Genomic DNA, 26065 nt, shown 5'->3' with positions numbered 1-26065 from the left:
GACCTTCTCGCGCTTCTCCTCACCCCGGAGCCACTCGATGCCTCTCGCGCTCTACCTGCTTGCCATGGCGGTCTTCGCCATGGGCACCTCGGAGTTCATGCTCGCCGGCCTCCTGCCTGACATCGCCTCGGACCTCGACGTCACCGTCGGGTCAGCAGGCACGCTCACCTCGGCCTTCGCGATCGGCATGATCGTCGGCGCCCCACTGATGGCCGCGCTTACCCGCAACCGGCCAGGGCGCTCCAGCCTGCTCGGGTGCGTCCTGGTCTTCTTGGCAGCCCACGCCGTGGGCGCTGCCACGTCGAGCTTCCCGATCCTGTTCGCGACCCGGTTGGTCGCGGCGCTGGCGAACGCGGGCTTTCTCGCCGTGGCGCTGACGACTGCCGCCGCGCTGGTCCCGGCCGAGAAGAAGGGACGAGCGCTCGCCGTCCTGCTGTCGGGCACGACGGTGGCCACGATCGCCGGTGTCCCAGGGGGATCAGTACTCGGCACGCTTCTCGGCTGGCGGGCCACGTTCTGGGCCATCGCCGTTCTCTGCCTGCCCGCGGCCGTCGGCATCCTCACAGGAATCCCAACGCGCCGTCCGCGGAAGGACGTTGACCGGCCTGCACTGGGATCGGAACTCGCGCAGCTCAAGTGTCCGCGGTTGCTCCTGGTCATGCTGCTCGGTGCGCTGGTGAACGCGGCGACCTTCGCCGGCTTCACCTTCCTCGCCCCCGTCGTGACCGACACCGCCGGACTGGGCGAGCTGTGGATCCCCGTCGTCCTGGTGCTCTTCGGCGCCGGTTCCTTCGTCGGGGTCAGCGTCGCCGGGCGCCTGTCCGACCAGCGCCCCGGCCTCGTCCTCGCGGCGGGCGGACCGCTCCTGCTCATCGGCTGGCCCGCCCTGGCCGTCCTGGCCGATCAGCCGGTCGCTCTGCTCCCTCTCGTGTTCGTTCAGGGCGCGCTGTCGTTCGCGCTGGGGAGCACCTTGATCACCCGGGTGCTGTACGAGGCGGTGGGAGCCCCCACCATGGCCGGTTCGTACGCGACCGCGGCACTCAACGTCGGCGCCGCCGTCGGCCCTCTCGTCGCCGCGACCACCCTCAGCACCACACTCGGGAGCCTCGGCCCACTGTGGGCGAGCGGACTCCTCGTCGCTGTCGCGCTGCCCGTCGCGTTCCCCCTGCGCACCCTGAGTCGATGACGCCCGCGCGGGAACGGTGGTCGGACTTGTGCCGATCCGGTGTGGCTGTGGCCAGAGGGAAGCCTGTGCCGCCTGATTCGGTAGTCTCGACGCCGCAAGCGGTGCGTAGCGGTCGGTAAAGCCAGCCTCGGGGGCGTCATGACGGATCATCAGCAGGGACCGGTTCGTGCCGGCGGAGCGGACGCTCCGGCAGCGGGTCCGGCGGTGTTCCAGCCGCTGTCCGAGGACGACCCGCGCACCGTGGCCGGATACCTGCTCAGCGCCCGGCTCGGGGCCGGCGGCATGGGCAAGGTGTACCTCTCCTACACGCCTGGCGGGCGCCCCGTGGCGATCAAGGTGATCCGCCCCGAGTTCGCCGAGGATCCGGACTTTCGTCGCCGGTTCCAGCAGGAGGTGCGGGCCGCGCAGCGGGTGCAGGGCCTCTACACCGCGCCGGTGATCGACAGCGACACCGAGGGTCCCCAGCCGTGGCTGGCCACCGCCTACGTCCAGGGGCCTTCTCTCCACGCGGCGGTCGCCTCACACGGCGCCATGCCGGTGGCGACCGTACTGCTGCTCGTCGCCGGCATCGCCGAGGCGCTGCAGGTCATCCATCAGGCGGGCATCGTCCACCGCGACCTCAAGCCGTCCAATGTGCTGCTCGCGGTCGACGGGCCGCGCGTCATCGACTTCGGCATCGCGCGTGCGGCCGACGCCACCGCACTCACCGGCACCGGTGTCAGCGTCGGTACGCCGTCGTTCATGTCGCCCGAGCAGGCGTCCGCGAAGAGCTGCACGACGGCGACCGACGTATTCGCGCTCGGCCAGATCGCGGCCTTCGCCGCGATGGGGGTCGCCGCCTTCGGTGACGGGCCCTCGCACGCCGTCCTGTACCGGATCGTGCACGAGGAGCCCGACCTGTCCCGACTGCCGGTCGAACTGCGGGAGATCGTCACCGGCTGCCTCAACAAGGACCCCGCGCAACGGCCGTCCACCGCCCGGATCATCGAAATGTGCGGCCAGGCGTCCCAGGACCCGGCACTGCGCCGCCCGGACGGCTGGTTGCCGTCCTCCTACGCCGCCGATCTCACCCAGGCGGCCGCCCCGACCCCGCCGCCGCAGCCCACTCACCTGCCGACGCAGCCGGCCACGTACACCCCGCCGGCCTATTCGCCGACGCAGGCGGCCCCGCACACGCCGCCGCCGACTCATCCGCCGACCCAGGCCGTACATCCGCACGCTGCTCCTCCCGCCGCAGCGGGCGCCTATGCCTACCCCCCGGCCGCCGGATATCCGACCCATCCGGTCGCCGGGGCTCCTGGCGGCTATCCGAACGCCCCGGCTCCCGGGCCCTACGGGGGCCACCCGACGGGGCCGACGTCGCCTCAGCCGCCCCGCAAGCTGAATCGTGCCGCACTGGTCGTCGCGGGCGTGGTCGTCGCCGCGCTCATCGGCGGTGGCGCGTACATGCTGGGGAACAAGGGCTCCGACGACAGCTCGTCGAACGCCAAGGACAGCGGGCGGAGCAGTGCGCCGCGGACCGGCGGCACAACGCCGAGCGCCGGTGAAACGAGCGGCAGCACCGGAACCAGCAAGGCCCCGTCGGCGCCGAAGGGCTCCGATTACAAGAACCTCAACATTCCTGCCGGTTACACGGTGACCTTCGCCGACGAGCCGCCGCATCCCGAGGACCTGGACGTGAACTACGAAGGGGACTTCGGATACGACAGCGACATCGTCCTCGGGGACGGCGTCACCACCAACAGCAACAAGAACACCATGGCGTTGCTGGGAACCGGTGATCCGGGCACGCTGGCCGCCTGCCAGGCCGACACCCGGTACACCACACGCATCGAGAAGGACAAGCTCACCACGGGGTCCCGGATCTGCGTGAAGACCGGCTCGGGGCACTACGGCCTGGTGACCGTGCGCGGTTTCGCGCCCAGGGGTGACGCGAGCCAGTACATCACCGTGGACCTGACGGTGTGGCGCAACGTGACCAACTCCTGAGCGCACACGCGGGCTGACCGACGGGTCCCTGCCGACACGCTCGGCAGGGACCCCCGGGGGTCAATCCCCCTGCTGGTGAAGCGTGTTGAGGCGGGCGAGTTCCTCGTCGGTGAGGCGCAGCGCCCCCGCCGCCACGTTTTCCACGAGGTGATCGGGATTGCCGGTGCCCGGGATGGCGAGGACGTGAGGGCCCTGGTGCAGCGTCCAGGCCAGCCTGACCTGGGCGGGCGTGGCCCCGTGCGCCTGCGCGACGGCGAGCACCGCCTCGTCGTGGTTGCCGGCCGCGCCCCGCGCGCCGCCCTCGCCCGCTATGGCGAAGAACGGCACGAACGCGATGCCCTGCTCGCCGCAGGTCCGCAGGACGGCGTCGGCCTCGGTGTTCTTGGCGTCAAGGCCGTACTTGTTCTGCACGGCGACCACCGGCGCGATGGCCTGCGCCTCGGCGATGTGCTCGGGCCGGACGTCGGAGATGCCGAGGTGCCGGATCAGGCCTGCTTCGCGCAGCTCGGCCAGGGCCCCGAAGTGTTCGGCGATCGATTCCTGGCGCATACGGCGCAGGTATACGACGTCCAGGTGGTCGCGGCCGAGCTGGCGCAGGTTCTCCTCGACATGGCCCCGCAGGTCCTCGGGCCGCGCGGCGGTGCCCCACTCCCCCGCGTAGTCACGGAACGGGCCGACCTTCGCGGCGATGACCAGGTCGTCCGCGTACGGCGCCAGTGCGCTGTTGATCAGCTCGTTCGCGGAGCGCAGTGAGGAGAAGTAGAACGCGGCGGTGTCGATGTGGTTGACGCCGAGTTCGACCGCACGTCGTAGGACGGAGATCGACCGGTCGCGATCGCTCGGCGTGCCGAGATGGAAGGCGGCACTGCCCGTCAGTCGCATCGCCCCGAATCCGATCCGGTTGACGGTCAGATCGCCCAGTTTCCAGCTGCCCGCGGCATCCGCGGTGATCGTCTCTGAGGTCATCGGGGGAGTTTCGCACATGTGTTGCGGGGCGGGTGAGGGCCGCTGTCCGCTTCGGAGGTCTTCTGCTCCGAACGGGGCCGGACAGCACGGACCGGCAGCAAGACCGGCAGCACCCGCCTACGGTGAACCCACCAGTGACTCGCCGCCGATGCGCCGTGCATCGGACCACAAGGAGTTGACGACCATGAGCACGGAACTGCAGGGCAGGACCGCCGTCGTGACCGGTGCCAGCAAAGGGATCGGACTGGCCGTCGTCAAGGCGTTCGCGGGCGCGGGGGCGACGGTGATCGCCGGGTCGCGCTCCGCGTCGGGCGAGCTCGACGCGCTGGTGAAGGAGGGCTCGGTCACCTGGGTGCCCGTCGATCTGGCCGAGCCCGAGGCAGCCGGACGGCTGGTCGCGGCGGCGGGCGGCCGGATCGATGTCCTGGTCAACAACGTGGGCTCGGCCCCGGCCCGCACCGGCGGCTTCCTGTCGGTGACCGACGAGGACTGGCAGCGCGTCGTCGACCTGAACCTGTTCACCGCGGTGCGGGTCACCCGGGCCGCGCTGCCGCTCATGCTGGCGGCTGGGCAGGGCTCGGTGGTGACGATCGCCTCGGTCAACGCCACCCTGCCGGACCCCATGGTGATCGACTACAGCGCGGGCAAGGCCGCCCTGGTCGCCTTCTCCAAGGCGCTGTCGAAGGAGGTCGGTCCCCAGGGCATCCGGGTCAACACCGTCAGCCCCGGTCCGGTGGCGACCGATCTGTGGCTCGGCGGCGGCGGAGTGGCCGCGGCCCTGTCGGCCGCCTCCGGCGTCGCCCCCGACGAGGTGGTTGCCCAGGCGGCCGGCGCCATGGTCACCGGCCGCTTCTCCCAGCCGGAGGAAGTCGCCGAACTCGTCCTGTTCCTGGCGAGCGACCGCGCCCGCAACATCACGGGCAGCGACCTGGTCATCGACGGCGGTTTCATCCCCACGTCGTAGCCGAACGGGCGCCCGCCGCCCCGCCCACCTGGGACAGGGCGCACTCGCGGCATCTTTGGTCTCTCCGCACCGGACCTCTCAGCCGAGGACGAGCGGCAGTTTCCCGGCAAGCTCACCGAGTTCGGTCTGCTGGGCGTCGGTCGGGACCCGGCGCCCGGTGCCGATCAGCAGGGCTTCCTGGTCGGAGAACGATGCGGGGAACGCGGCCCCGGCGATCTTCTCCAGCATCGCGCGGGATCGGGACAGGCTCTCGGCGGGCGGCTCCACCACGTCCGGGAGGTGCGCGATCAGATCGAGATGGTGCAGCGTCCATTCCAGGACGTACGCGGAGAGGTAGTCGCCCGCGGTCAGGACCTGATCGCGGGTGCTGACGCGGACGCCCGGATCCGCGAGTTCGGCGGCACGTCCGGCGGCCGAACCGACGTCGTCGAGGTGGAACTTGAGAAGCGCCGGGTCGCCGTACGCGGCGGCGAGCCGGACGGTCAGCGCGTCGAGCGGATCGTCGCCTGTCGGGACTTCGACGATGTCCCAGTAGGTCACCGCGTCCCTGGTCGGTTCCGTCTCGGCAGGGGTCACAAGAGTGATCAGGACGTCCTGCGCATCGATGATCAGGTGGCACACCAGGTCCCGCACGAGCCAGCCGGTGCAGCCGGACGGCCGCTCGAAGTCCTGGTCCCGGAGCGCGGCAACCGCCGCTCGCAACGCCGTCCATGACCGTGAGAAGAGATCCACTGCGGCAAACTAGCAGCCTCCTGCGCTGCTCGCGCCGGATTTCGCCACCCTCCGAACGCCGGTCCCCCGACCGGATCGCCGGCCTCATGCCGACTGCCGCCCCTAAATGCAGAGGACCCGCTGCTGCCCAGTGGTGAAGACTGCCGGCATGGAGTTTCTCTGCTACCACCGTGATCGGCCCGACTCCGTGGCGCTGCGCGACGAGTTGCTGGAAGAGCACTGGTCCTACATGGACCAGTACGCGAAGGAGTTGATCGCCCGCGGCCCCACGTTCACCAGGGACGGCGACGCGCCCACGGGCAGCGTGCACATCGTCGACCTGCCGGATGCCGCCGCCGCCCGCGCTTTCGCCTTCGACGAGCCCAACTACCAGGCCGGCGTGTACCGGGACGTGCTGCTTCGCCGGTGGCACAACGCGCTCGGGCGCACCATGTGGGACTTCCCCGGTGGCTCGACCGGAGGCAACCGGTATCTGGTGATCGGCCTCGGTTCGGGGCAGTCCGCCGACCTCGACGTGCCGTCCGACCAGGGTGAACTGATCGCGTACGGGCCGCTGTTGTCGGATGACGGCAGCAGCTGGCTGGGTACGGCGGTGCTGGTCCAGGCGTCGGACCCGGATGCGGCACGTGCCGTGCTGACCTCGGACCGGTACGCCGACATCGAGGTCCACGACTGGGAGTTCGGCGGGCGACGGTGATGAACCGGGGATGAGCCAGTGCCCCCGGGGTCGTAGGGCCACGGCATCATGCCGTGGCCCTACGGCATCGCGGCAAGGCGCGGCATCCACACCGACCGCTCACGATGCCGCCGTCCCGTCAACGGCGTCGACTCCCCACGCGGTCGAGTGAGGACCGAACCTGTTCTCGGCCGCGTAGGCCACCAGGCGGGCGTTCCGCGCCTGGGCCTCGGGCCCGTCGGGCAGGTGGTAGTCCTCGCCCGCCCGCGCGGAACTGGCCCGTGCGGTGTCACCCCGCCGGAGACGGCAGGCGGGAATCTGGCGGAAAGACGACTCAGGAGGCGTCCCCTGGATCGTCGTCGCCGTTCGCGGCGTACGGATGGACGTGTCCCTCCTCGTTGAAGGGGGTGAACCAGTCCTTGACTCCTATGGGGGCGATGCCGAGGTGGGCGAGGCCAGGGTCCTGGTCCATGTCGTCGGCGGCCGGGTCGTAGAGCCACTCGTGGTCCATGTCGTCATACACCTCGTCGGCGAACACCCCCCAGGCGGTGCGGAGTTCATCGGTCAGGAGCCCGTAGGTGTCGGCCGTCACCTCGGCGTGGGTGAGCAGGAGCCGCATCAGGAGTTCTTCGGCGACGCAGCTCAACCGGCCGAAGTGCGGCTGGGTGAGGCGGCCGGTCAGGGCTACGGCCGTGACGATCAGACGTCGTACGAACAGGACCGTGTACTGGAGGGCGAACTGCGGCGGCAGATCCTCAAGGATCATGAACGGCCCGTCGCTCTCCTCCAGGCTCGGCCCGTCCTCCTCCAGGCCGGCCAGATCCCCGAACAGCTCGTCCACCAGGAGATCGATCGCGTAGACGAGGGCGCCGGCCGCGACCTCCGCCGTCTCCCGGTCGACGAGGCGCTTCTCCTCGTCGTCGGAGTAGCCGAAGGACTCCGGCGGGAAGGCCGCGAGGCGGGACGCGAGGGATCGCAGCTTGTGTCGCATGACCTCGACCTCGGCATCACCGAGACCGCTCGGTCCTGAAGCCGCCTCGGCCGCAGCGTGGCGCCGTGCGCGCTCGGCCGGGTCAGCCGGTGGCGCGTCCGGGCCGTCGGCCGCGTCGAGGCTCTCCTGAAGGAGGTCGGGGTGCAGTTCCACCTCGCACCGGGTGATCTCCCAGCCGGCGAGCAGTTCGGTTCGCTCCAGGAGCACCTCGATGGCCTCGCGCGTGGCGTCCTCGGCGAACTCCAGCGCCGGAGCGTCGACGAAGAGCTTCAGCAGAGCACCGCCGGGATAGACGGCGACGACATCGTCCAGCAGCTCGACTTCCATCCCGTCGGGCCCCTCGATCCCCTCGATCGAGTCGAGGCCCCGGCGCAGGAGAAGGACCACGCCCTCCCGCTGGAGCGCGTCGAGCTCCGAGGCTCCCTCGGGAAGGCCCACATCCACGGTCACCGCATACGTCACACGCCTATCGTGCCTGACGGGAGCGGCTCACGGGGGTCCTCACCCCACTGTCCCGGCACTTTCCTGGCTTACGGGTACGTGTAGGTGTTCAGCGTGTTCACGGCCGAGGCCGGGTCGCCCAGGTCGTAGCGGTCCACCGCGAGGAAGTTGGGCTTCTTGCGGGCGGCCGGCTGGCAGAAGCGGCGGGCCCGGTCGGCGAGTTTGGTGTTGTCCGTCGTGGCCGTGGAGGTGATCGTGGCGTCGCGGAAGTGGTTCATGACGAACAGCGGGTGGAAGGCGGGTTCGGTGCGGGTGAGAGGGAGGGTGGTGTTGGCGTCGTACCACCGGCTGTAGCAGGACCAGTCGGAGGAACCGAGGCCCGAGCCCATGGACCAGTAGTTCTCCACGGTCCACTCGCGTTGGTACATCACGCCGAAACTGTCCCGGGTGAGTCCGGCGGACTCGTCGGAGGACCGGCTGTGGTCGGTGAGGAGAAGGAGGCGGTGGTTGGCCGCGACGAGGTCGGCCAGCTTGGGCCAGCCGTTCTGTCGTACGCCGGTCCGGTCGGGGCGGTAGAGCACGTCGGACAGGCCACTCACCCGGGCGAGTTCACCGCGCAGGACGCCCGGGTCGACGTAGTCCTCCAGGAAGACGGTGACGAACTGGTCGGGGTGCTGCTTGAGGAAGTCCACCATGCGCTGGATGTCGACCCAGAGTGCGACCGGCTTGGAGACGAGGGTGCAGCTGTTGTGGCAGAGGATGGCGCCGTCCGGCGTCTGGTGGATGTCCAGCATGAACCCGCGTACGCCGTCGGTGAGTTGCTGGTTGATGCCGCGCTTCTGGTTGGGCACGAGGTTCACGAAGGGCGGGGCGAAGCCGCCGTCGACGCCGTTCGCGTAGGCGTTGTGGGCGGTGAGGAACGTGACCTGGTCCAGGGTGCGTTGGTCCGGGGAGGGCATGGGGCGTGTCGCGGGGGTGGCGGGAGTCAGGTACCAGGAGGCGAGGTTGCCTGCGGGGCCGACGGCCAGTTGGGCGGGGTAGTTCGAGCCGGACGGTTTCGCGCCGACCGTCAGGTAGCGGTCCGTGCCGGGGGCCTTGAGCGTGTACTGGTCGGCTCCGGTCGGCGCCAGTTCCCAGGATGCGTCGCTGCCGGAGCAGGCCACGGTTCTCGCCTGGTCGCCGGAGCGGCCCAGGCAGCTGCCCGCCGTGTCGGTGCTCTCCAGGACGTATGAGGATCCGCTCGCGCGCAGTGTCCACTGCTGGTGGTCCTCGTTGCCCTTGGGGTTGTGCTGCTCCACCGCTCCCCCGCTGTCCGCGGCATTGAGGCCGGTGGTCGCGCTCTGCACATAGTAGGTGCCGGTGGGCGGGCCGTCGGCGGACCGGGCCGGGGCCGGGGCGATGAAGACGGAGGCCAGGGCCGCGCTCGCTGCGGTCGCGGCGAGCAAGGGGCGAGGGGTCGGCATCTGGATCACGTGGTCCTTCCGTGGGGGCGCCGGCGAGCGGCGGGACGAACGGGCGAACACAGAATGGCGCGCCATGATGGCATGACCCTGACATCCAAGGGAACGGGCGTCACCAGGAGAGATTGCCGACGTGAGTAAGGCCCAGGTCAGCGGGGATCTCCCGGAGACCTGGGCCTTACTCAATGGGGCATGTCGAGGTGTGGAGCTACCTCTGTGCCCGAAGGGATGGGGACCAGAGTGTTACGGCCTGACCAAGACGTGTTCGGAGTGGAGGCCGGACAGGTCGACGTCGGGGTGCAGGGAGACCTTGCCGTACGACCAGATCGCGAGGAGGTCGTTGGCCGCGCCGGAGCCGGAGTAGGTGCCGGCGGTCACGAGCTTGGCCTCCTTCCAGCTGTCGTTCGGGGGCAGCACCTGCGTCTCGGCGCCGACGCCCTGGCCGGCTATGTCGCGGTAGATCGTCGTCTCGCCGTCCGACCAGCGCACCAGCAGGTCGTCGGAGCCGTCGTTCCCATCGAAGTCGCCGCCGGTCACGGCCTGGGCATGGGTCCAGGTCGAGTTGGCGCCGGTGAGTTCCTTCTCGTCGTGCAGGCCCTTGTCGTCGACGTCGGTGAACTGGGTCACCCGACCGTCCTTCCAAACGACCACCAGATCGTCGGGCCAGCCGTTGCCGCCATACTTGCCCGTGGCAATCTGGTAGGCATCCTTCCAACGGTCATTGGCGGCGGCCAGCTGGATTTCGGAGCCGAGCTTCTGGTTCTCGTCGACGTCCTTGTAGATGGTCAGCTCGCCATCGGTCCAGCGCACCAGCAGGTCGTACGCATTGCTGCCCGTGTAGTCGCCCGCCGTGATCTCCACCGCGTGATCACGCCAGAGCGCGTTGGGCCCCACCAGTTGGACCTCGCGGGAGAAGCCGTTGTCGCCGTTGCCCTTGTAGAGAGTGACCTCTCCGTCCGACCACTTCACGACCAGGTCGGAGGAGTTCTGAAGCCCGAACCGTCCGGACGTCACGTCCGTGGCGTGCTTCCAGGTGCCCGCGTCACCGATGCCCGCGTCCGTGGACGTGCCGCCGCCGCGCACGGCCGTGTCGTAGAGCATCTTGACGTCCTCGTCGAACCAAGAGCTGTACGACTCGTTGGGGTCATGCCCACCCGTCTGGTAGCCACCGATGACGCCGATGACATCGCCGTTCTTGCCGTCGAAGTTGGCCAGGAACGGACTGCCGCTGGTGCCGCCCGTGTATCCGTCGCACTTGATCTTCAGGAAGCGGGCGTTGAGCTTGGAGGTCGTCGTGACGCAGTCAAGAGGTGTGCTGTCGGCTCCTGGGTAGCCGACGAGGTGCACGTTGGGCTGAATGAAGTCGTTGGCACCGAGCAGCTTGAGCCGGTTGCCGCCGCCGACGGCGTCCTGCAGCAGCTGCCCGTTGCCGTTGGTACCGACCTCGACGAAGGCGAAGTCGTAGTCGTCACCCGCGCGGGTACCCAGGGAAAGGTAGCGGTCATCGAGGTAGACGTGGCCCGGCTTGACGGGGAAGATCCCGAAGGGCTTCGGGTTGCTGCCGTTGTTGTACTGCGGCACGAACGCGAAGTTCTTGAAGCGGTCTTCGTCGTTCAGGCAGTGCCCGGCGCTCAGGACGAGACTCTTGCCGGGGCTCTGCACAACCGAGGCCGAGCAGAAACCGTCAACGCCCTGGTCGTTGGTCATCGCCAGGACACCCACGGAGGCATAGCCGCCGAAGGGGTGCGAGGCCGCGCCCGGCTTCGGACGTTTCCTCGGCGTGGCGGATCCCTTCTTCCCGCCGAATGGCACGGCGTTGCGCAGCCGTTCGGGCGTCCAGTACGTGTCACTGCGCTGAGCGGCCCGGATCGCCGCCCGCCGAGACCCGGAGTCCTTTCGGGTGGTCGGGGCGGGGACCGGAGGGGTGGCGGTAAGGGACGGAGCAGCAGGGGTCGAGGCCGAACCGGTGGGCCGAGCACCGGACTTGGAGGGCGAAGGTTTGGGGACAGCGGGCGTGGTCGTCCGCGCGATGGAGGAGGGCTCGGTGGTCGGCGGGGCCGTCGAGGCGGCAGCAGGTGCCGCCGCCAGTAGCCCAACCGCAAGGGCTGTGAGCGCGCCGCGTCTCAGGAAGACAGGCAAGGTCATGGGGGGTGGCTGGCCTTTCTTGTTGGTAACCGCAAAAGCGGTGATGCGAAAGCAAGTTGATCTTGCATGGCGAAACCAACAGACCGCCAACAAAGGCCCAACAGCCACTAACCGGACCATCCGTCCTTCAACTGGTGCTGATGGGGGAAACCTGACACGCCCATCGAAGAGCCCCAAAGGGACACCCTCCACAAGTCGGCGCGACCGGTCGTGGAGTGTGCGGCGCGACTCAGGACGCGGAGTCTCTGGAGGCCCTCTCGACGCGTGCGGGCCCGGGAAGGGTTTCCCGGGCCCGCGATTCTTTTACTGCTTCAGCAAGGCCGCCTGGTACGGGCGGGAAGTTCACGAGGGGAGGAAGTCAAGAAGACAGCCATTCGGTGGCGTTGAGGGCGAGGGCGGCGTTCGTGGCGCCGGTGTCGTTCCAGCCGTCGTAGAGCGTGTTGCCGGACTGGCCGGTGCCGTCGTCGATGGGCGAACTGTCGCCCCAGAAGGCGATCTTGCCGCTGCCGAAGGTGCTGGTGGCGAAGAACGCACCCGTGTTGCCCGAGTAACCACTGCGGTAGAGCAGGCCCTTGACCGCCGAGTTGTCTGCGGGCTTCAGCGTGGCCGTCGTACCACTGGCGATCAGGCTCTTGCTGACCGTGCCGAACGAGCCGTGCAGCACCGGGTTCGTACTGTCACTGATCGCCGCGGGATAGCCCGAGCTGATGCTCAGCGAGTCGATGGAGAAGCCGAACGGGTCGGTGCTGTCGACGCTGTTGTTGGTCATCAGGTCGTTGAGGATTTCCACCGCATCTTCGCCGTCGTTGTTGCGGTCGGCGCCGGTGTGGTCGGACACCATGAACAGGCCGCCGCCGTTCTTCACGAACGTCATGATGGCCGTCTTCTCGGCCGTCGTGAACAGCGTGTTCGGCTCGGGAAGGACGAGCGTGTCGAAGTTCGACAGGTCTGTGGCCGTCGAGCCGCCGTAGGCCAGGCTGGAGCCCGAAGGGAGCGTCTTCAGGCTGTAGCTGCCGGTCTTCTGCAGGGCGACGCCCCACGAGGACAGGGCGCCGGTCCAGTCCGTCTCGGAGGACGGGGAGGAGTCCTGGCCGAGCGGGTCGGGCTGGCTGGTGGAGATGATCCAGTCCGCGTTGCCGGCCGTCTCGGCATGCGCGTTGTCGAACAGGATCCGGTGCGTGGTGGCCGCGTGTGCCTGGGTCGGGGCGGCCGCCTGCACGGCGACGCCGGTGGCGAGCAGGCCGAACGCGGCGAGCGCCGTGGTGACTCTGTGACGGGAGAGGGCAATGCCGAGCATCCGGTGTTCCTCCATCAGTGGGGGGAGAGACGTGGGGAGGCGGTGCGGGCGCCTGATCTGCGCGCGTAGAACGGCAGTTGGACAACCGCCGCTCGACACAGGGCTGGACGCTACACACAAGATCCGGGCCATCGGCAGGCCCTGCAGTGGCTTCAAAGGAATCTCTTACCCGACCGGGCTCCCGTACCGCACGAGACCGCCGCGAACCGCCTGACCTGACAGCGCGTTCGAACACATCGGGATCATGACTCCCGTACCATCTCCTCCTCATGGACGTGCACACGGACAGCCTGATGATCTCCGTCCCGGCGGGGCGGGTGACGCTCTCGGACCGGCGAACCCAACGGAGTTGGGCAACCGACCTCGCGCCCTACCGACTCGCGGCATGTTCCGTCACGCAGGCGCAGTACATCCAGGTCACCGGGGAGCAGCCGGGCGGCACGCAGGACGATCGGCTGCCCGTCGAGGGCGTCTCCTGGTGGGACGCGGTGCGATTCTGCAACGCCCTTTCCGAGAGGGAGGGGTTGACGCCCGTCTACCTGTATCCGGACGGCGCCGAGGACGTCGAAGGCGGCGGGCGCATCGAGTGGAACGCGTCCGCCGACGGTTACCGGCTGCCGACCGAGGCCGAGTGGGAACACGCTTGCCGCGCCGGGACGACCGACGCCCGGTACGGGCCGCTGGACGACATCGCCTGGCATCGCGGCAACTCGGACGAGCGGCTGCACCGGGTGGGCGGCAAGCTGCCCAACGCCTGGGGGTTCCACGACATGCTCGGCAACGTCTGGGAGTGGTGCTGGGACGTCTACGACGCCGAGGTGTACGGGAGCTACCGGGTGCTGCGCGGCGGCGGCTGGTTCGACGAGCACTGGAGCTGCCGGGCCTCGGTACGGCGTCGTAGCCATCCGACCCTCCGGATCGACGACGTGGGGTTCCGCGTCGCACGCTCCGGGGTGCGCTGACCTCCGCCGCTTGCCCGCTCCTCACTCCGCCGAGCGGGAGCGGCGGTGGGAGGCGACCCGTTCGCGGGTGGCGCAGCGGCGTGAGCAGAAACGGCGTTCCGGGCCTCGGCCTTGCGTGATGAAGACGTTCCGGCAGCTCGGGGACGCGCAGACCGCGCCGGGCGGGCGTTGGTGGTCCCAGACGAGAACGGTCAGGGCCAGACAGGACGAGGCGAGGAACCACTCGTCCCACGGGGCGTCGTCGTCGCGGTCGAGGTGCGGGTGCCAGGGTGTGTGGCCGTCGTGTGACGTGAGGCGCAACGATCCTCTCCGGCTGTGCAGGAGGCGGTTGAGTGCACCGGCGGCGTCATCGACGCGGTCTGCGGCGAAGACTTCCAGGAGCACATACGCGGCTGCGCACATCTGCGTGACGTCCTGCTCGGTGAGGTCGATGGGGTCCGCTTCGCCGAAGTCCCGTAGCACTTGGGCGACTTCGTGCGGGTCCGGTTGGTCGCCGGTGAGGACGTTGACGAGGGCGGCGGTGCGTCGCGCCGTCTCGAGCACGGAGTGCCGGGTGAACCAGTCGTCGGCGGTGGTGGGCATCGGACGAATGTAACGCATATTGCATCGTTTTGAGTTACCTGAGTAACGTCTCGCCGATGAGAAGGCGTTACATGCTGGACTCCTGCCTCGCCGGCGCGGCGACCGCTCGCGCCGGGGACGAGATGTCAGGGCCGGCCCTGATGCTGGCGGGGTTCGCGTGCACCGGATCGGCGACCGAGGCGTCGTCACTGCTCGGTGGTATGACGATCGCGGCCGCGCTGGGCGGGCCGGTACTCGGCACACTCCTCGACCGTGCTGCACGACCGGGCCGCCTCCTCGCCGGAGCACTCGCCCTCTACGCGACAGGGCTGGCCGTCATCCTGACGGGGCTGGGATGCCTCCCCCTCCCCGTCATCCTCCTGATCGCCGTGGCGGCCGGTCTGCTGGGGCCGGCACTGTCCGGTGGCTGGACGGCCCAACTGCCCCGAGTGGTGCCGCCCGAGGGCCTGCCCCGTGCCAACGCGCTCGACGCGATGACGTTCAACATGGCGGGCCTGGCCGGACCGGCGCTCGCGGGCGGCGTGTCACAGCTGCTCGGAGCGCCGAGCGCGGTGGCGGTCTCCGCAGCGCTCATAGGCCTGGCGGTGCCCGCCGCATGGAGACTGCCCGCACGGTTCCCTCCGGCTCGGCGTGCGGCCGCCACCTCGGTCATCGACGATCTCGCCGCCGGACTGCGGTTCATCCTCAGAAACCCTCGGCTGGCCCGGGCCACCCTCACCTCGGTGATCTCCTGCACGGGCCAGGGCATGTTGACCGCCGCCACCCCGCTCCTGGGCGCGCGGGTACTCGGTGGGGCCGGGCACGGCGCGATGCTCCTTTCCTGCACTGCCGTCTCGGCGTTGGCGGCCAACGCCGTCCTCGCGAGGTTCCCACGGTGGATCGCCCCGGACACGCTCATCTGGACAAGCGCCCTGATCCTGGCCGCTGCGTCGGCACTGGCCGCGAGCTGCCGCCCCGTACCGCTCATCACCGCCGCCCTTGTCGCGGGCATCGGCGAAGGCCCCCTCCTCACCGCTCTGTTCGCGGTACGCCACCGGGAGGCACCCGGCCATCTGCGCGGCCAGATCTTCACCACTGGAGCCAGCCTGAAGATCACCGGCTTCGCCCTGGGGGCCAGTGTCGCCGGGCCCCTGGCCACCAGGTCACTTGCCGGAGCCCTCCTTATGGCGGGCGGCGTCCAGCTCCTGGCCGCGCTCGCCTGTTTCGCCGTTCGGGGCGACTCCGTGCCCGCACACGGTCACGGTCACGGTCACGGTCACGGTCAGGCGAGGTAGTCGGCGACCATGGCAGCGAATGCGTCCGGGGTGGCCAGGCGGATACCGAGGGCTTCGGCCTTGGTGCGCTTGGATCCGGCGCCCTCTCCTGCGACTACCAGGGTGGTCTTCTTCGAGACGCTGGAGGAGGAACGGCCGCCCGCGCGCTCGATGAGCTCGTTCATCTGGTTGCGGCTGAGCTTCTCCAGGGGTCCCGTCATCGCGCCGGTGACCACCACGGCCATCCCGGCGAGCGGCCCGCCCTCCCCCGTTTCACCGTCGCTGCCGTCACTGCCTTCGCTGTCGCTGCCCTCGGGGGCAGGCGGGGTGGCCCCCGGCTCGGTCATGTTCACCCCAGCCGCGGCGAGCTTGTCGATGAGCGGGGCGAGTTCGGCGAGTTCCGCGACGATGGACGGGGCCTTCTCCGTGCCGATGCCCTCGACCTGCTGGATGGCCCCGGCGTCGGCGGCGCGGAGGTGGTCCATGGTGGCGAAGTGCCGGGCGATCCGGCGCGACATCGACCTGCCCGTGCCACGGACGCCGAGCGCGCACAGCACCCGGGACAGCGGCTGCCCCTTGGCCGCGGCGATGGCGGCGAGCAGATTGTCGGTGCTGGTCTCCCCCATGCGCTCCAGCCCGAGCAGCTGCTCGCGGCTCAGCGTGAACAGATCGGCGAGATCGGCGACCAGCCCCGCCTCGACGAGCTGGACGACGCGGGTGCCGCCGAGGCCCTCGATGTCGAGCTGGTCGCGGCCCGCGGCGTAGGCGAGAGAGGCGACCAGGTGGCAGTTGCGGCCGTTGACACAGCGCCAGCGCTGCTCGCTGGTGTCGATGTCGGACCCGCAGCGCGGGCATACCACCGGGAAGACGATGGGCTGCTCGTCGCCGGTGCGCAGGTGCGCGACCGGGGCCTCGATGCGTGGGATGACGTCACCGGCCCGGTGAACCATCACGTGGTCGCCCAGGCGCAGGTCACGGCGGGTGATGTCCCCGGGATTGTGCAAGGTGGCGTACGTGATCGTGGACCCCTCGATCTGGACCGGCTCAAGTACCGCGCGCGGGGCGATGATCCCGGTGCGTCCTACGTTCCACTCCACCTCCAGCAGTCGGGTGATCCTCTCCACGGCCGGCAGCTTGTAGGCGATCGCCCAGCGCGGCGCCCGGGAACCGGATCCGGCGGCCTGCTGATCGGCAGCCAGGTCGGCCTTGATGACGATGCCGTCGATGCCGAACGGCAACTCGGCCCGCAGCGCGGCGATCTCCTCCATACGAGCCAGCACCCCCTCCGCCGTATCGGCGACGACGCCCGGGACCGCGGTCTCCGCAGTGGTGTGCACTCCGTACTGGGCGGCCTGACCCATCAGATCGCTGTGCGGCAGCTCGCCCAGCCGTGCCGCGAGGCCTGCCTCCGTGTCCGGCAGGGGCAGCAGGCCGTAGCCGAAGAACGTCATCTCCACCGTGTAGGCGCGCTCTCGCGCGCGCAGCGTGCCCGCGGCCGCGTTGCGCGGGTTGGCGAAGGGCTGTCCGCCGTGCGCCGTGCGCACCTCGTTGGCGTGCTCGAACTGGGCGGTCGTCATGAGGACTTCGCCCCGCACCTCCACCGTGACCGGTTCGGCCAGCGTCTCGGGCAGACCCTCGATCGTGCCGATCGCGTGCGAGACGTCCTCCCCGGCCGTCCCGTCCCCACGGGTGATCAGGCGGGTGAGGCGGCCCTGGGTGTAGCGGGCGGCGATCGCCAGTCCGTCGAGCTTCGGCTCCACGCTGAACGCGGTGACGTCATGGCCCACGCGCCGCGCCAAGGACGCTGTCCACGCGGTGAACTCCTCGGGGGAGAACACGTTGTCCAGGCTGAGCATCGCCACCGTGTGCGGGACGTCGCCTTCGATGGCGCCGCCGGCGACCTTCCCCGTCGGCGAATCGGCCAGTATCTGATCGGGGTGGTCGGCCTCCCACTCCGTGATCCCGCGCACCAGGCGGTCGTAGGTGTCGTCGTCCATCGGCGAAGTGCCGCCGGCGTAGTAGGCGGCCGCGGCGTGCACGGCGTCCTCGACCGCTTGCGCGTAGGCGGCGGCATCTACGATCACTGCTGCGTGTGTCGTCATGACCAACATCCTGCCTCCCACCACTGACAACGCCCCCGTCCCGAGCCCGGACCTGCGAACCTGACCGCATGAACACGTTCACGGACCGGCTCGACGGCGCATGGGAGTGGTGGTCCGCCGCCGTCGAGGAAGCGCAGGAAGGCCGCTGGGTCCGAAGCGCCGTGGAACGCCAGGTGCTGGCGGACATCACGGCCGCCACCAACGCCCTGCACGGTGGCCGGATGTCACCGTTCACCGAGGACCCGTGGCACGTGCGTCTGGGACGGATCGCCAACTGGGCGGGAGTGCTCCGGTTGGCTGCGCGGGCAGGTGGGTGGGAACTCCGGCCCGTCATCGGGCAACGCATCACGCACCCTGCGGGCATGGCCGAGCTGCTGTCGGGGATCTATGCGGTCGGTGAGCAGGGCGAGACATGGATGAAGCAGCTTCTGGGCGGCGCCGGGACACCGCCAGAACGTGAGATCGCCAAGGCCGAGGCCTTCCTGACCGGGCCAGGGTCCGTCGAGGATCTCCAGCTGTTCTTCTACGACTGACAGGGCGACGTACGGTGCCCGGACCCGCCTCAGCCGAGCGCTCGCGCCGAGTTCCTGGTGGCATGCTCCACAGCAGCCGAGGCAAGCGCGCGGATGATCGGATGGGGTCGGGTGCCGTCTCCCGCGAGTTCGGGCTGGAACAGGGTGGCGAGGAAGAACGGGTGCCCCGGCAGTTCGGCGATGCGTACGTCGCCGGTCTCGTCGGCGCCGCTGAAGCGCAGGCCGTGCGCACGCAGCACATCCAGATGGGCCGGGCTGGTCCCGTACGAGCAGTGGTAGCGCTCGATGGTCCGCTCGGCCCCGAGGACACGCTCCGCCAAGGATCCCGCCTCCACGTCGACCGCGCCTTCATGTCCGGCCAGGGAGCATGCCAGCGGGACGATCAGGAAGTCGTCCGCCTCCGGATCATTCTCCGCGTGGTGGACGCCGGTGAGTCCGCACACGTCACGGGCGAACTCCAGGATCGCGTGCTGGAAGCCGGCGCACGTGCCCAGGAACGGGATGCCCTGCTCACGCGCGGTGCGCGACGCCGCCATCGCTCCGGCTTCGCTGCGGTACGGGCTGCCGGGCACCAGCCAGATGGCATCGAATCCGTCGAGAGCGCCGGCGGGTTCGGCATCCTCGGTCGGGATCCAGTACGCGTCCAGGATCAACTGGTCCCGTTGGGCGAGCGCTTCGAGGAGTACGGGGATCCGGGTGTGGGCGCGGACGCTGGGCGAACGGTCTCCGACCAGGGCGAGGCGGGCCGTCGGGAAGCTCTCAAGTTCGGGCATGTGGACATCCTGACCCGGCAACCGAGTTCAGCACCAACGATGATTTACGACCCTCCCATTAGCAATACTGATGGACATGGATCCGCATCTTCTGCGCACGTTCGTCGCCGTGGCCCACTGCGGCTCGTTTTCCCGGGCGGCCCGCGAACTGGGCTACACGCAGTCGGCGGTGTCCCAGCACATCGCCGTACTCGAAAGCGACCTCGGCGCGGTCCTGCTGCACCGGCGTCCGGTCACACCGACCGACGTCGGCGCCCGGCTGCTTGAGCACGCCGGGCCACTGCTGCTGCGACTGGACGCCGCACGCGCGGACATCGCGCGCCTGACTGCGGCACCCGCCGCCCGCATCGTCATCGGAGCGTCACCGCTGGCCATGACACGGCAGTTCACCAGGGCGCTCGCCGACGTGCGCCGATCGCAGCCCCACTGGGAGGTGACAGTGCGAGTGCTCGGCCGCGACGCCATCACGCGCGATCTCGCCACCGCCGCCTTGGACCTCGCTCTGGTCGACGGAATGGCCGCCCCCAGCGACCCGCTCCATCTCCCCCATATCGGCCCGTTCACGGCGATCGCCGTGGCCGAACAGCCGCTTGCTGTCGCCCTGCCCGCCCAGCACCCCCTGGGTACCCGGGCCGGTCTGCGCCTGCCCGACCTCAGCGACGCTCGGTGGATCGACGCACCCGACACCGCCATTCCGCTCGGGCAGTTGCGCAGCGCGAGCGGATACGACGGCTACCGGGCTTCCCTGCGGTACGAAGGAACCGACGTGGGCGGGCTCATCGCGCTCACCGCCGCGGGACACGGACTCGCGCTGCTGCCCCGGCCGGTGATCGACGGCATGCCCGGCGTCAGCGCGGTGCCCGTCTCCACGCCACGATTGGTGCACCGCATCGAAGCCCTCCACGCCAACCGGCCGGACGCTCCCGCCGCGCTCCTCGCAGCAGCCCTCGTACAGGCTGCCGAATGACCGGCCAGACCCCTCCCGGGCATGCGAGGGCCTCCCACAGGCCGAGCTGCTGCCGGTGGCACTAGCTCTGCAGGACGTCCTTGACGAACACGATCCCGTCGCTTCCGGCCAGGTGGGCCGGGTCGAGTGGGGCGTAGCCGAACCAGGGGGACACACGGGTCGTGGGCCGCAGGTCGCCGAGGACGCCGGCCAGCCGTGGGGCGTCGACCACGTAACGGTCCTCCGGGAGCGCGTACAGGAGTCCTTCCACGGTGTCCGGTGGCGGGGTGTCCACTCCCCGGTGCCGGATCGTGCCGAGGACCGTGGCCAGGAAGGCGTACCCCTCGCCCAGGTGGGCATTCACCAGCGCGCCGGCGCTCCACCACTCCACCGGCCCCTCCCACATCTGCATCGTGCTCTTCTCCCGCTGGAGGTGGGAGTTGTGGGCATGGATGAGTGCCGGTCCCCTGGCGGCGACGGCAAGGAGGTTGTGCGCCATCATCAGATCCCGCTGCGCGCACAACCGCGTCATACGGGCCGGTGAGGTGTCGGCCATCCAGAAGTGGTAGCGCAGCAGTCCGGTGGCAGTGCGCCCGTACAGGCGTGCCCGGTCCCAGCCGTCCCGCGAGGTCGCCTCGATCAGGTGTGGTGTCTGCGTCTCGAGGAGCGCCAGCAAATCGTCGGCCAGCAGCCGCAGTTGACCGGCCTCGGCCGACTGTCCCACGGATTGGGGCGGGTCCATCATCGCGGCGGGATTGGTCCACCGGTCGTCGGCGCCGAGCAGACGGTCGAGCGTTTCCGCGGTGCAGGACAGCAGGTCCGCGTCCACTCGGGCGGCGAGATAGGCGTGGAGTGCGGTGAGGACCTGGCGGGGGCTCGCGGCGCCGGTGATCTCCAGGGGACCGTCGAAACCGGCGAAGCGGAGTCGCTCGGACGCGGGCCGACCCTCGTTGTAGGCGCGCATCCAGCGCACGAGGTCGCGGTTGGCAGCAGAGGTGCCCCAGTCGTGGCTGAACCCATGTTCCATGGCCTCATCGAGAGTGCCCGTGCCGGAGGTGACGTAGTCGTCCACGGCCAGGCCCCTCATGCAGTCGCTCTCGATCGCGATGGTCCGGTAGCCCTCCTCTTCGACGAGTTGGCGGAAGAGTTCGTTGCGCAGATCGAGCAGGGTGTCCTCGCCGTGGGTGGGCTCGCCCAGGGCGAGCAGCCGCGGCCGGGCCGGAAGCAGCTTCATGACGGTGGAGGCCTCGACGGCATGCGTGATGTCCTTGATGTCAGTAGCCATGCCTTCAACGCTATCGTTGAACCTTCGATTGAAACTTTCCCGCGATATCGGCAGGATCATGGGGCGAAACCTTCAAAGCGGTGAGCGGCTGAGGCCGGTTGATCTGGCGCGCGGGCACGGTCTGTCCACGCAGGCGATCAGGAACTACGAGGAGGCCGGCATCCTTCCGGCCGCCGATCGCACACCCCACGGCTACCGCACCTATACGCCGCTGCACGCGGGGGCCCTGAGTGCATTCCTCGCCCTGGTGCCCGGCCACGGCCACCGAACGGCGACGTCGATCATGCGGGCGGTGAACGAGGGCGCGGCCGAGGAGGCGTTCCGTCTGATCGACGAGAGCCACGCCCAGCTCCTGGACGACCGCCGGACCCTCCAGGCCGTGGAGAGCGCCCTCCGTGACCTGGGACCCACCATGGCGTCCGAGCCCGGCGCGGCGCCCGGGCCCGGCGGCACGTTCATCGGACCGCTGGCGGGGAAGCTCGGAATCCGGCCCGCGACGCTGCGCAAATGGGAGCGGGCCGGACTGGTGAGCCCGCGCCGCGACCCGCTGACCGGATACCGCGTCTACGACGACGCCGACGTACGGGATGCCCGGCTGGCCCACCAACTGAGGCGCGGCGGTTACCTGCTGGAGCAGATCGCTCCGCTGATCGCCCAGGTGCGGGCGGCCGGCGGACTGGAGCCGCTGGAGGCCGCCCTGCGCGACTGGCGCGGCCGGCTGTCCGCCCGCGGGCGGGCGATGCTGACCGGAGCCGCCGAGCTGGAGACGTACCTCCGCGAACGCGCATGAGACAGGTCGAGGAGAACAGCCGAACAGAACCGGGGGCACTGGCCCCGGACTAGGACGCCTCGAAGGGGTCTTCCGGCGTTCCGTCGGCCGACGTGACCTCGATGGTGGTGGTCCGGCCCGCGGCGTCGATCCGGAGGATCGGGATGGCCTTGTCCTGGGGGCCGCCGTCGCGGCCGATGGTGATCCAGCCGCTCGCGCCCGGCAGATCCTGGTCGTCGCGCAGCTTCGTCAGCGTCCGGTAGACGTCCGTGGCAGTCGGGTCGGACCGCGCCGGAGTCTTCCGCACGGCCCGGGCGGCGGTCAGCAGGGCGTCGTACATCATGATCGCCCGCCCGTCCTCCAGGCTGCTGTGCGCAAAGGCGGCCCCGAAGGTGCCGTCGCGGAAGGGGGCGACGGCCTCCTCGTCGAACGCCTCCGGCGCCACGTCCCAGGCTCCGGGGTGGGCCAGGCCGGTGTAGATGAGGTCGATCCCGCTCGCACCCAGGGTCTCGGCCAGCTCGTGGGCGTCGAAGCCCTCGGTGTGCCTGACCATCATGGCGTCGTCGCCGGAGAGCACGGTCAGCCGGCGGCCGTGGCACGGGCGGTCGGCGAGCGCGGTCAGGAGGGGCGGCAGTGAGGTTCCGCGCCCCGCGAAGTAGATGACGTCCGGCCGCAGTTGGCACAGCTTGTCGAGCTGGGTGCGGAACACGTCGGTCAGGCCGGGCCGCGAGGAGTCGAACAGGATCGGCTCCGGGTCGACGAGCCGGCGGGCCGGCACGCGGCTGCGGAACTGGGTGGCCAGGGTGCTGGTGTACTGGTCTCCCGTGGCGGCGTCCTGGACGATGAGGATCCGGGCGCGGGCGCGCTCACCTGTCGACAGGAACCGTACGGCGGCGGCCGCCTGGTCTGCGTTGGCGGGCGCGACCCGTACGAGGCCGGGAGTGCCCGCCCAGGAGTCGGCGGTGAAGACCGACGCGAAGGAGGGCAGGCCGCCGGCCGTCAGCTCCCCGACCATGTCCTGGCTGGAGGCGGTACTGCCGCCCAGGCCCACCGCTGCCACGATCCGCTGGGCGCTCCGGTGGCCGAGTACCTGCCCGACCGTGTAGTCCCGTTGCTGGGCGGTGCCGCCGGTCTGCGCGAAGAGCACCCTGATCCGGGCGCCGGCAGTGGTGCCCTGCTCCTGGTTGGCTCTGCGTTGTGCGAGGTAGGCGCCCTCCAGATCGTGTCCGACGGACTCCATCAGGGCTGGGCCACCGTATTCCGCGGTGATCGGCGTCAGGTACACGACGGAAACGAAGGGCCGGCCGCCCGGCTTCGCGGCGGCCTCCACCACGCGCCGGTTCTCCGCGGCGATCCGCTTCAGCTCCGGTGCCAGGGGCCGGCTCGATGACCACAGGAGTCCCGTGCCGGCGGCGGCGTCATCCAACAGGCCGACGCAACTGCGTGTCCGGCCCTTCCCGATGCCGCGCAGGCCGGCGGCGCAGTGAGTACCAGCGGACGATGACCGCGAGCTGCCACCGGACAACGCCCGCACTGCCCCACCGGACGACGACCGCGAGGCGTCGCCCGGGACCAGCAGGGCCGCGAGCACCGCCAACGCGACGGCCAGTGTCCGCCCCGGCCGAGGGTGCGGCACCGCGCGCCCCGCCTCGGTGTCGTCCCTGCCCTCCCCGATCCGGCCCGACAGGCGCAGCACTTCGTCCACGTCGGGCCGTCGGCCGGGGTCCTTGGCCAGGCAGCGGGCCACCAGTGCGCGCAGCGGAGCGGGAACGCCGGTCAGGTCCGGCTCCTTGTGCACCACGGCGAAGGCGACCGCGATCGGCTCCACGCCCGCCGCCTCGGGGTCCTCGAAGGGGCTGCGCCCGATCGCCGCGAAGGCCAGCACGCAGCCGAGCGCGAACACATCCGTGGCCGGGGCGATGCGCTGCGGCCCGTTCAGCTGCTCGGGCGCCATGAAGGCCGGCGTGCCCACCATGGAGCCGCTGCGTGTCAACGCCCGGCTCTGCGCGACGGATCGGGCGATGCCGAAGTCGATCACCCGAACACCGTCGTCGGCCAGCAGCACGTTGGCCGGCTTCAAGTCCCGGTGCACGATGCCCTGTCGGTGGATGTCCCGCAGAGCCTCCGCCAACTGGCCCGCCAGTCGGGCGATTTCGGCCACGGGCAGCGGCCCGCCGGACCCTACGCGCGCGGCCAGTGACTCCCCGAGCACGTACTGCGTCGCCAGCCAGGGCGGGTCGCCGTCCGGATCGGCGTCCACCACGGATGCCGTGAAGGCTCCGCTCACCTTGCGCGCCGCCGCCACCTCATACCGGAACCGGGCGCGGAAGTGCGGGTCGTCGGCGTACTCGGGGCGGATCACCTTCACCGCCACCTGCCGCCCGGCAGCACTCCGTGCCAGGTACACCAGTCCCATGCCGCCGGCGCCGAGCCGCCGTTCCACGGTGAACTCGCCGATCCGCCGCACTACGACAACGTATCCAGTCCCGGACGTGGTGCCCTCGCGCCTGCCGCACGTTCGAGTGAACCGGGGCCATCCCCACCCACAACGGCCGCGGACCGGGCAAGGCGCCGGCTCGCTCTGGCGGGCAGCCCGACGGGCCCAGGTCCCCCGGAGGACTCCGGGGGACCTGGGCCCGTCAGCAGCTCGTCACGCCAGAGGCTTGGCCAGGACGGCCTTGCGGTGGCTGAACGTCTCGATGGAGTAGTGGCCGTGGTAGTTGCCCATGCCGCTCTCGCCGACGCCGCCGAACGGGAGGTCGGAGACGGTGAGATGGGCGAGCGGGAGGCCGAAGCCGAGGCCGCCGGAGGAGGTCTCCGCGGCCAGGCGCTGCCGGGTGGTGTCCGAGTCGGTGAAGACGTAGAGCGCCAGTGGCTTGTCGCGGTCGTTGATGAACTCGATGGCCTCGTCGAGGCCGGGGACCGTGACGATGGGGAGGACGGGGCCGAAGATCTCCTCCTGCATGACGGGCGCCTTGGGGTCTACGTCGGCCAGCACGGTCGGGGCGATGTACTTGGTGTCGCGGTCGCTGGCGCCGCCGGTGACGACGCGTCCGGAGTCGAGCAGGCCGACGAGGCGGTCGAAGTGCCGCTCGTTGACGATGCGTCCGTACTCGGCGGAGGTCTGCGGCTCGGTCCCGTAGAGCGCCTCGACGGCCTTGGTGAACAGGGGCTCCAGGGCGCGGGCGGTCGCGGGGTCGGTGAGGACGTAGTCGGGGGCGACGCAGGTCTGGCCGGCGTTGAGGAACTTGCCGCGGGCGAGGCGGTCGGCGACGACGGCCAGGTCGGCGTCACCGTCGACGAACGCCGGTGACTTGCCGCCCAGTTCGAGGGTGACCGGGGTGAGGTGCTCGGCGGCGGCGCGCATCACGATACGGCCCACCGCGCCGTTGCCGGTGTAGAAGATGTGGTCGAAGCGCTCCGCCAGCAGGGCGGTGGTCTCGGGGATACCGCCCTCGACGACGGCGACCGCGTCGGTGTCGAGGTACTGCGGCAGCAGCCGGGCCAGGGCGGTGGAGGTGGCGGGTGCCATCTCGCTGGGCTTGACGACGACCGCGTTGCCCGCGGCCAGGGCGCCGAGCAGCGGGGTGAGCAGGAGCTGCGCCGGGTAGTTCCACGGGGCGATGACGAGGACGACGCCGAGCGGGTCGTACTGCGTCCAGGCCGTCGCGTCGGCGCCCAGGTGCGCCGGGACCGGGGCGGACTCGGGGCGCAGCCAGCCGTCGAGGTGCTCCAGAGTGTGGTCGATCTCCCGGACGGTGAAGTCGATCTCGGTGCGGAAGGCCTCGGTGGAGCTCTTGCCCAGGTCGGCGTGGAGGGCGGCGGCGAGGGCGGGGCCGTCCGTGGTGAGCATCTCGCGCAGGCGGCGCAGCTGGGCCGTGCGCCAGTCGACGGGCTTGGTGCGGCCGGAGCGGAAGGTGGCACGCAGCCGGGCGACGGTGTCGGCGGGCTGCTCGGGGGTGTGCTGGTTCACGGTGCCTCGCTGCTGGATCGCGGACCGGGTGATCCGCTGG

The 26065-nt window shown here is 70.3% G+C and carries 20 protein-coding genes and 1 pseudogene; 9 read left to right on the top strand and 12 right to left on the bottom strand.

Annotated elements, in window-relative coordinates; translation table 11 throughout:
* Positions 1–37: 37 nt before the first annotated feature.
* A complete protein-coding gene (locus AB5J56_RS43175) occupies positions 38–1186 on the top strand; it encodes a Cmx/CmrA family chloramphenicol efflux MFS transporter (RefSeq protein WP_369241667.1) in 1149 nt (382 codons plus the stop codon).
* Between the two features lie 138 nt (positions 1187–1324).
* Positions 1325–3175 (top strand): serine/threonine-protein kinase, encoded by a 1851-nt coding sequence (locus AB5J56_RS43170; RefSeq protein ID WP_369241665.1) that lies wholly within the window; start codon positions 1325–1327, stop codon positions 3173–3175.
* Between the two features lie 60 nt (positions 3176–3235).
* Here the strand turns inward: AB5J56_RS43170 and AB5J56_RS43165 are convergent, their stop codons facing one another.
* The gene (locus tag AB5J56_RS43165; protein WP_369241663.1) at positions 3236–4159 is read right to left on the bottom strand and encodes an aldo/keto reductase; all 924 of its coding nucleotides are present in this window, start codon (positions 4157–4159) and stop codon (positions 3236–3238) included.
* 166 nt (positions 4160–4325) lie between these two features.
* Between AB5J56_RS43165 and AB5J56_RS43160 the strand changes: the two genes are divergently transcribed.
* Positions 4326–5105: an SDR family NAD(P)-dependent oxidoreductase gene (locus AB5J56_RS43160; RefSeq protein WP_369241661.1), complete on the top strand. Its 780-nt coding sequence runs from the start codon at positions 4326–4328 to the stop codon at positions 5103–5105.
* Between the two features lie 78 nt (positions 5106–5183).
* On the opposite strand, the gene AB5J56_RS43155 is transcribed toward AB5J56_RS43160, so the two are convergent.
* A complete protein-coding gene (locus tag AB5J56_RS43155; RefSeq protein ID WP_369241659.1) occupies positions 5184–5837 on the bottom strand; it encodes a maleylpyruvate isomerase N-terminal domain-containing protein in 654 nt (217 codons plus the stop codon).
* A gap of 148 nt (positions 5838–5985) precedes the next feature.
* Here AB5J56_RS43155 and AB5J56_RS43150 point away from each other — a divergent pair, with 148 nt between their 5' ends.
* Complete coding sequence (locus AB5J56_RS43150; RefSeq protein ID WP_369241657.1) at positions 5986–6534, top strand: YciI family protein; 549 nt, start codon at positions 5986–5988, stop codon at positions 6532–6534.
* 313 nt (positions 6535–6847) lie between these two features.
* On the opposite strand, the gene AB5J56_RS43145 is transcribed toward AB5J56_RS43150, so the two are convergent.
* From AB5J56_RS43145 to AB5J56_RS43130, 4 genes and pseudogenes are all read right to left on the bottom strand, one after another.
* Positions 6848–7966, bottom strand: a complete 1119-nt coding sequence (locus AB5J56_RS43145) for a hypothetical protein (RefSeq protein ID WP_369241655.1) — start codon at positions 7964–7966, stop codon at positions 6848–6850.
* A 68-nt stretch (positions 7967–8034) separates the two neighbouring features.
* On the bottom strand, positions 8035–9408 hold the full coding sequence (locus AB5J56_RS43140; RefSeq protein ID WP_369243135.1) for a phospholipase: 1374 nt from the start codon (positions 9406–9408) through the stop codon (positions 8035–8037).
* Between the two features lie 240 nt (positions 9409–9648).
* Entirely contained in the window at positions 9649–11112 is a 1464-nt protein-coding gene (locus AB5J56_RS43135; protein WP_369241653.1) for a serine protease, read from the bottom strand.
* Positions 11113–11914: 802 nt separating this feature from the next.
* Positions 11915–12847, bottom strand: a pseudogene (locus AB5J56_RS43130) (hydrolase); the annotation flags it as partial.
* Between the two features lie 269 nt (positions 12848–13116).
* On the opposite strand from AB5J56_RS43130, the gene AB5J56_RS43125 reads away from it, so the two are divergent.
* Positions 13117–13809 carry a formylglycine-generating enzyme family protein gene (locus AB5J56_RS43125; RefSeq protein ID WP_369241651.1) on the top strand — a complete coding sequence of 231 codons (693 nt, stop codon included), beginning with the start codon at positions 13117–13119 and terminating at the stop codon, positions 13807–13809.
* 21 nt (positions 13810–13830) lie between these two features.
* Here AB5J56_RS43125 and AB5J56_RS43120 read toward each other — a convergent pair whose 3' ends face one another.
* Positions 13831–14391 carry a CGNR zinc finger domain-containing protein gene (locus tag AB5J56_RS43120; protein WP_369241649.1) on the bottom strand — a complete coding sequence of 187 codons (561 nt, stop codon included), beginning with the start codon at positions 14389–14391 and terminating at the stop codon, positions 13831–13833.
* Positions 14392–14447: 56 nt separating this feature from the next.
* Between AB5J56_RS43120 and AB5J56_RS43115 the strand changes: the two genes are divergently transcribed.
* Entirely contained in the window at positions 14448–15665 is a 1218-nt protein-coding gene (locus AB5J56_RS43115) for an MFS transporter (protein ID WP_369241647.1), read from the top strand.
* Here AB5J56_RS43115 and ligA read toward each other — a convergent pair.
* Positions 15653–17746 carry an NAD-dependent DNA ligase LigA gene (gene ligA, locus AB5J56_RS43110; protein WP_369241645.1) on the bottom strand — a complete coding sequence of 698 codons (2094 nt, stop codon included), beginning with the start codon at positions 17744–17746 and terminating at the stop codon, positions 15653–15655. The genes AB5J56_RS43115 and ligA overlap by 13 nt on opposite strands.
* 68 nt (positions 17747–17814) lie before the next feature.
* Here ligA and AB5J56_RS43105 point away from each other — a divergent pair, with 68 nt between their 5' ends.
* On the top strand, positions 17815–18279 hold the full coding sequence (locus AB5J56_RS43105; RefSeq protein WP_369241643.1) for a hypothetical protein: 465 nt from the start codon (positions 17815–17817) through the stop codon (positions 18277–18279).
* A 29-nt stretch (positions 18280–18308) separates the two neighbouring features.
* On the opposite strand, the gene AB5J56_RS43100 is transcribed toward AB5J56_RS43105, so the two are convergent.
* Complete coding sequence (locus AB5J56_RS43100) at positions 18309–19052, bottom strand: hypothetical protein (RefSeq protein WP_369241641.1); 744 nt, start codon at positions 19050–19052, stop codon at positions 18309–18311.
* Positions 19053–19128: 76 nt separating this feature from the next.
* On the opposite strand from AB5J56_RS43100, the gene AB5J56_RS43095 reads away from it, so the two are divergent.
* Complete coding sequence (locus tag AB5J56_RS43095) at positions 19129–20019, top strand: LysR family transcriptional regulator (RefSeq protein ID WP_369241639.1); 891 nt, start codon at positions 19129–19131, stop codon at positions 20017–20019.
* A 61-nt stretch (positions 20020–20080) separates the two neighbouring features.
* On the opposite strand, the gene AB5J56_RS43090 is transcribed toward AB5J56_RS43095, so the two are convergent.
* On the bottom strand, positions 20081–21283 hold the full coding sequence (locus AB5J56_RS43090) for an erythromycin esterase family protein (RefSeq protein ID WP_369241637.1): 1203 nt from the start codon (positions 21281–21283) through the stop codon (positions 20081–20083).
* Positions 21284–21341: 58 nt separating this feature from the next.
* Between AB5J56_RS43090 and AB5J56_RS43085 the strand changes: the two genes are divergently transcribed.
* Positions 21342–22073, top strand: a complete 732-nt coding sequence (locus AB5J56_RS43085; RefSeq protein ID WP_369241635.1) for a TioE family transcriptional regulator — start codon at positions 21342–21344, stop codon at positions 22071–22073.
* Between the two features lie 49 nt (positions 22074–22122).
* On the opposite strand, the gene AB5J56_RS43080 is transcribed toward AB5J56_RS43085, so the two are convergent.
* Together AB5J56_RS43080 and AB5J56_RS43075 are read right to left on the bottom strand one after the other, a co-directional pair.
* Positions 22123–24519 carry a bifunctional serine/threonine-protein kinase/ABC transporter substrate-binding protein gene (locus AB5J56_RS43080; protein WP_369241633.1) on the bottom strand — a complete coding sequence of 799 codons (2397 nt, stop codon included), beginning with the start codon at positions 24517–24519 and terminating at the stop codon, positions 22123–22125.
* A gap of 183 nt (positions 24520–24702) precedes the next feature.
* On the bottom strand, positions 24703–26043 hold the full coding sequence (locus tag AB5J56_RS43075) for an aldehyde dehydrogenase family protein (protein ID WP_369243133.1): 1341 nt from the start codon (positions 26041–26043) through the stop codon (positions 24703–24705).
* Between the last annotated feature and the right edge of the window lie 22 nt (positions 26044–26065).

The sequence above is a fragment of the Streptomyces sp. R21 genome, assembly GCF_041051975.1.
Taxonomy (GTDB): domain Bacteria; phylum Actinomycetota; class Actinomycetes; order Streptomycetales; family Streptomycetaceae; genus Streptomyces.
This window is presented reverse-complemented; position numbering and strand designations above follow the sequence as displayed.

What these genes read in the sequence shown, in the direction of transcription:
- AB5J56_RS43115 (WP_369241647.1), top strand. Translation starts at nt 14,448, where the DNA reads ATGAGAAGGCGTTACATGCTGGACTCCTGCCTCGCCGGCGCGGCGACC.
- AB5J56_RS43165 (WP_369241663.1), bottom strand. Translation starts at nt 4,159, where the DNA reads ATGTGCGAAACTCCCCCGATGACCTCAGAGACGATCACCGCGGATGCC.
- AB5J56_RS43120 (WP_369241649.1), bottom strand. Translation starts at nt 14,391, where the DNA reads ATGCCCACCACCGCCGACGACTGGTTCACCCGGCACTCCGTGCTCGAG.
- AB5J56_RS43175 (WP_369241667.1), top strand. Translation starts at nt 38, where the DNA reads ATGCCTCTCGCGCTCTACCTGCTTGCCATGGCGGTCTTCGCCATGGGC.
- AB5J56_RS43150 (WP_369241657.1), top strand. Translation starts at nt 5,986, where the DNA reads ATGGAGTTTCTCTGCTACCACCGTGATCGGCCCGACTCCGTGGCGCTG.
- AB5J56_RS43135 (WP_369241653.1), bottom strand. Translation starts at nt 11,112, where the DNA reads ATGACCAACGACCAGGGCGTTGACGGTTTCTGCTCGGCCTCGGTTGTG.
- AB5J56_RS43140 (WP_369243135.1), bottom strand. Translation starts at nt 9,408, where the DNA reads ATGCCGACCCCTCGCCCCTTGCTCGCCGCGACCGCAGCGAGCGCGGCC.
- AB5J56_RS43100 (WP_369241641.1), bottom strand. Translation starts at nt 19,052, where the DNA reads ATGCCCGAACTTGAGAGCTTCCCGACGGCCCGCCTCGCCCTGGTCGGA.
- AB5J56_RS43160 (WP_369241661.1), top strand. Translation starts at nt 4,326, where the DNA reads ATGAGCACGGAACTGCAGGGCAGGACCGCCGTCGTGACCGGTGCCAGC.
- AB5J56_RS43090 (WP_369241637.1), bottom strand. Translation starts at nt 21,283, where the DNA reads ATGGCTACTGACATCAAGGACATCACGCATGCCGTCGAGGCCTCCACC.
- AB5J56_RS43125 (WP_369241651.1), top strand. Translation starts at nt 13,117, where the DNA reads ATGGACGTGCACACGGACAGCCTGATGATCTCCGTCCCGGCGGGGCGG.
- ligA (WP_369241645.1), bottom strand. Translation starts at nt 17,746, where the DNA reads ATGACGACACACGCAGCAGTGATCGTAGATGCCGCCGCCTACGCGCAA.
- AB5J56_RS43095 (WP_369241639.1), top strand. Translation starts at nt 19,129, where the DNA reads ATGGATCCGCATCTTCTGCGCACGTTCGTCGCCGTGGCCCACTGCGGC.
- AB5J56_RS43085 (WP_369241635.1), top strand. Translation starts at nt 21,342, where the DNA reads ATGGGGCGAAACCTTCAAAGCGGTGAGCGGCTGAGGCCGGTTGATCTG.
- AB5J56_RS43105 (WP_369241643.1), top strand. Translation starts at nt 17,815, where the DNA reads ATGAACACGTTCACGGACCGGCTCGACGGCGCATGGGAGTGGTGGTCC.
- AB5J56_RS43170 (WP_369241665.1), top strand. Translation starts at nt 1,325, where the DNA reads ATGACGGATCATCAGCAGGGACCGGTTCGTGCCGGCGGAGCGGACGCT.